Annotated in this window: 4 protein-coding genes; 2 read left to right on the forward strand and 2 right to left on the reverse strand. The window is 71.7% G+C overall.

Annotated features, from left to right (window positions below; translation table 11 throughout):
* The coding region (locus tag KBX53_RS22015; protein WP_210861376.1) for a hypothetical protein at window positions 1–657 on the reverse strand (657 nt) is incomplete at its 3' end.
* Window positions 658–1,012: 355 nt separating this feature from the next.
* On the opposite strand from KBX53_RS22015, the gene KBX53_RS22020 reads away from it, so the two are divergent.
* Window positions 1,013–3,916 (forward strand): glycoside hydrolase family 9 protein, encoded by a 2,904-nt coding sequence (locus KBX53_RS22020; RefSeq protein ID WP_210861378.1) that lies wholly within the window; start codon window positions 1,013–1,015, stop codon window positions 3,914–3,916.
* A 182-nt stretch (window positions 3,917–4,098) separates the two neighbouring features.
* The gene (locus KBX53_RS22025) at window positions 4,099–4,626 is read left to right on the forward strand and encodes a DUF488 family protein (RefSeq protein ID WP_210861379.1); all 528 of its coding nucleotides are present in this window, start codon (window positions 4,099–4,101) and stop codon (window positions 4,624–4,626) included.
* A gap of 9 nt (window positions 4,627–4,635) precedes the next feature.
* Here the strand turns inward: KBX53_RS22025 and KBX53_RS22030 are convergent.
* The coding region (locus KBX53_RS22030) for a GNAT family N-acetyltransferase (protein ID WP_210861381.1) at window positions 4,636–4,974 on the reverse strand (339 nt) is incomplete at its 5' end.

A 4,974-nucleotide genomic window follows, 5' to 3' on the forward strand; every position in this document is an offset into this window, starting at 1 on the left:
GCCTCCCGGGGTCGAGGCTGATCCGCCGGGCGCCACCGACTCCGACGGCGAGAGCGAGCCCGTCGGCGTCGACGTGACCGGAGTGGTCGGCGTCGGGGTGGTCGGCGTCGGCGAGTCGGTGGTCGGCGTCGGCGTCTCCGTGATCGGCGTGGTCGGCGTGGTCGGCGTGGTCGGGGTCGGCGACGCGGTGGTGCCGGCGCCGGCGCACGTGTGGCTGAGGTTGAACTTGTCGCCCTCGCCGCTGACCTGGGCGCTGCCGCCGGTCAACGTCCATCCCGCCGGGGTGAAGAGGTAGGCGTGCTTCACCTGCTTGTCGCCGCCGCCGTTGGCGGACAGGAAGTCGGTGTACGGATCCGTGGGGTTCGGCACCGTCACCGTCACCGAGACGCCCGAGGTGTCCTTGAAGGTCAAGGTCAGGCTCTGGAAGTCACCGGCGCGCCTGGTGGGCAGCACGAAGTGCCAGCCGTCCTGGTTGGTGGGTCGCGTGCCGAACTTGGGGTCCTGGCACTCCTGCTGGAACGTCCCCGCCGTGGCGCCCGCGTGGGCGGGGTTGAGGGGGACGATGCTCGATGCCGAGGCCGGGGAGGCGATGGCGAGAACGGCCGTGACGGTGGCCGTGCGGACGGCCGCGCGCGTCAGGCGCCGACGCAGTGGCATGAGGAATCCTTCGGGATTGGTCGAGGGGGCCGCCCATGATCCCATGCGGGGGGCCTGCCGACGGCATCGGCCAACCGGCCTGAGCTGGGACGACGTCTTGGACGGGAAGTGCCTTCCGGGTCGACCTTCCGGGCTGGCGTGCGCGTGTCGGCGTAACGCTCGCGAGGGCTGCGGCGCTGGCGCGCAACGCGGGCTTCCCATTCGACGACGTGCACATTACATTGTCGACTATCCATGGGAGCGCTTCCACGACCCATGGTCACACCGCCACCCCCGCTGTCGCCGGTGGCCGTGCCGCCCGTACGCCGTCCCGCGTCGGTGCGACCGCCGGCGGCGCCTCCGACAGGAGCCCGCCATGCGCCACCTGACCCGGCCGTTCAGCGGCCAGCCCGGCCGGTCACCGGCCGCCGACCAGCCCTGGCCACGGCGACTGCTGGCCATCGGCGTCGCGCTGCTCACCGGCGCGTCCCTCGCGGTGACCGCGCCGCCGTCCGCGCCCGCCTCGGCCGCGCCAGCGGCGACCTACAACTACGCCGAGGCGTTGCAGAAGTCGCTGCTCTTCTACGAGGCGCAGCAGTCCGGCCGGCTGCCCGACTGGAACCGGGTCTCCTGGCGCGGCGACAGCGCGCTCACCGACGGTGCCAGCGCGGGCGTCGACCTCACCGGCGGCTGGTACGACGCCGGCGACCACGTCAAGTTCGGCTTCCCGATGGCGTTCAGCGCCACCATGCTCGCCTGGGGCGCCGTCGAGTACCGCAGCGGCTACACCGCCTCCGGGCAACTGCCGCACCTGCTCAACAACCTGCGCTTCGTCAACGACTACTTCATCAAGGCGCACCCGTCCGCCAACGTCCTCTACGGACAGGTCGGCAAGGGCGACGACGACCACAAGTGGTGGGGCCCGGCCGAGGTGATGCCGATGGCGCGGCCCGCGTACAAGATCGATGCGAGCTGTGGCGGCGCGGACCTGGCGGGGGAGACGGCGGCGGCGATGGCCGCCTCCTCGATGGTGTTCCGGCCCACCGACGCCGCCTACGCGGACAAGCTGCTCGGGCACGCCCGGCAGCTCTACACCTTCGCCGACACGGTGCGCAAGGCCTACCACGAGTGCATCACCGACGCCACGAGCTTCTACCGGTCCTGGAGCGGCTGGCAGGACGAGCTGGTCTGGGCCGCGATCTGGCTGCACCGGGCCACCGGCGAGGCCAGCTACCTGACCAAGGCCGAGAGCGAGTACGACAAGCTCGGCACCGAGAACCAGACCACCACCCGCTCCTACAAGTGGACCATCGCCTGGGACAACAAGCAGTTCGGGGCGTACGTGCTGCTGGCCAACCTGACCGGCAAGCAGAAGTACGTCGACGACGCCAACCGGTGGCTGGACTACTGGACCGTCGGGGTGAACGGGCAGCGGGTGCCGTACTCGCCGGGCGGGATGGCGGTGCTCGACTCCTGGGGCGCGCTGCGCTACGCCGCGAACACCTCGTTCGCCGCGCTGGTCTACAGCGACAAGACCACCGACACCACCCGTAAGGCGCGCTACCACGACTTCGCCGTCCGGCAGATCAACTACGCGCTCGGCGACAACCCGCGCAACTCCAGCTACGTCATCGGGTTCGGCGCCAACTCACCGAAGAACCCGCACCACCGCACCGCGCACGGCTCCTGGTGGGACAGCCAGACCGTGCCCGTCGAGACCCGGCACACCCTCTACGGCGCGCTGGTCGGCGGCCCGTCCTCGCCCAACGACGCGTACAGCGACAGCCGGTCGGACTACGTGATGAACGAGGTGGCCACCGACTACAACGCCGGCTTCACCTCCGCGCTGGTCCGGCTGACCTCCGAGTACGGCGGCACCCCGCTGGCGAACTTCCCGGTCGCCGAGACGCCGGACATCGACGAGCTGACGGTGGAGACCACTGTGGCGCAGGCCGAACCGCGGGCCACCGGGCTCAAGGTGATGGTCTACAACAAGTCCGCGTTCCCGGCCCGCGCGCTGACCGACGGGAAGTTCCGGTACTACTTCCGGCCCGACGGCACCGGCCCGGTGCAGGTGACCGCCGGTTACACCCAGGGCTGCCCGTCCCCGACCACCGCCAAGCAGTTCAGCGGGGACATCTGGTACGTCGAGGTGGACTGCACCGGGTACACCATCGCCCCGGCAGGTCAGTCGCAGCACCGGATGGAGGTCCAGTTCAAGGTGGGCGTGCCGGAGGGCGGCACCTGGGACCCGACCAACGACCCGTCGTACCAGGCCACCGCCGGGCCGAACCGGAAGGTGCCGCTCTACTCCGGCACCACCCGCGTCTGGGGCGAGGAGCCCGGCCCGGCCGTCCCGGACACCACCGCGCCGACCGTCCCCGGCACACCCGCCGCGTCCGCCGTCACGTCGAGCGGACTCACGCTGACCTGGGCGGCGTCCACCGACACGGGCGGCAGCGGCCTGGCCGGCTACGAGATCACCCAGTCGCAGACCGGCAGCGACGCGCTGGTGCTGCGGACCGCCACCACCAACACGCTCGCGGTGACCGGACTGCTGCCGGAGCGGACGTACCAGTTCACCGTGCGGGCCCTCGACGGCGCCGGCAACCGGTCGGCGTCGTCGGCTGCCATCAGCGTCACCACGCCGGCCGGACCGGCACCGGACACCACCGCACCGACCGCGCCCGGCACCCCCGTCGCCTCGACGGTCACCGCGACCGGACTCACACTGAGCTGGGCGGCGTCCACCGACAACGTGGGCGTCACCGGGTACCGGGTCTACCGCGAGGCCGGCACCACCGACGCGCTCGTCGGCTCACCCACCGGCACCACTGCCGCGGTGACCGGGCTGACCGCCTCGACCGCCTACCAGTTCTACGTGGTGGCAGTCGACGCGGCGGGCAACACCTCCGCGGCGTCCGCGCCGGTAGCGGTGACCACCGCGGCCCCGCCGGTCGGTGGCACCTGCTCGGTGGGGTACGCCACCACCGACTGGAGCACCGGCTTCACCGCCAACGTGTCGATCACCAACACCGGCACCACCGCGATCAACGGCTGGACCCTGCGGTTCAGCTTCGCCGGCGGGCAGACCGTCAGCCAGGGCTGGTCGGCGACGGTCAGCCAGACCGGCACGGCGGTCACCGCCACGAACCTGTCCTACAACGGCACGATCGCGCCGGGCGCGTCGGTGAGCTTCGGCTTCAACGGCAACCACAACGGCAGCAACCCGAAGCCGACCGCCTTCACCGTCAACAACACCACCTGCACCATCGCCTGACCCGCATCGCGAGATCGTGGGTGGTTGCCGTTCTCGCCGCGGAACGGCAACCGCCCACGATCCCCTTTTGTCGCCGAAAACCGACCGCTGGCGGGACCAGCCGGTTGCCCGCCCGCACCGACCCGGTGATCTCGTCCGAGGGGTCGGGGATAACGCGCCGCGATTCAGGGCATCTTGGCGTGGTGGCGCAGTTGTTGACCGTCGGGCACGGCGCAGCCGACCGGGTGCGGCTGGGGGAGTTGCTGACCGGGGCCGGGGTGGCCCTGGTGGTGGACGTGCGGCGGTACCCCGCCAGCCGCACCAATCCGGACGTACGGCGGGAGGAGCTTGAGCGGTGGCTGCCCGAGTACGGGATCGACTACCGCTGGGAGCCGCGCCTCGGTGGACGCCGACACATCCCCGCCGGGGAGCCCGAGCCGGACAGTTGGTGGAAGGTCGCGGCGTTCCGGGCGTACGCCGCGCACACCCGCACGCCGGAGTTCGACGCGGCGCTGACCGGGGTGCTGGCGGACGCGGCCCAGCGGAGCACCGCGGTGATGTGCAGCGAGAGCCTGTGGTGGCGCTGCCACCGCCGGCTGATCGCCGACGTCGCGGTTCTCGGTCACGGGACGCCGGTGGCGCATCTGCTGCCGGACGGGCGGCTCAGCCTTCACCAGCCCGCCGAGGGCGCCCGCAGACTCCCCGACGGGCAGCTGTGCTGGGACGGTTGAGACTTCCCCTCACTCCACGAGATCGTCGGCGAGCAGGTCCATCAACAGGCCGTCGTGCCAGCGGCCGTCCGCGCCGCGCTCGTAACGGCGCAGCACCCCCACCGGCCGGAAACCGACCTTCGCGTACGCCCGGATGGCGGCGCTGTTCGCCGCCGCCGGATCGATGGTGAAGCGGTGGTGGCCGTACTCGTCGATCAGGTGCCGGGCCAGGGTGCGGATGGCGTCACCGCCGAGGCCGGCACCGCGTACCGCCGGGTCGAGGAAGACGTCCAGGCTGGCGTGCCGGTAGTCCGGGTCCGACTCGGCGTACCACTGGATCGCGCCGACCTCGCCGACGACGACCTGCAC

Origin of the sequence: Micromonospora sp. M51, assembly GCF_018070305.1 — a bacterium.
Lineage (GTDB): Bacteria > Actinomycetota > Actinomycetes > Mycobacteriales > Micromonosporaceae > Micromonospora > Micromonospora parva.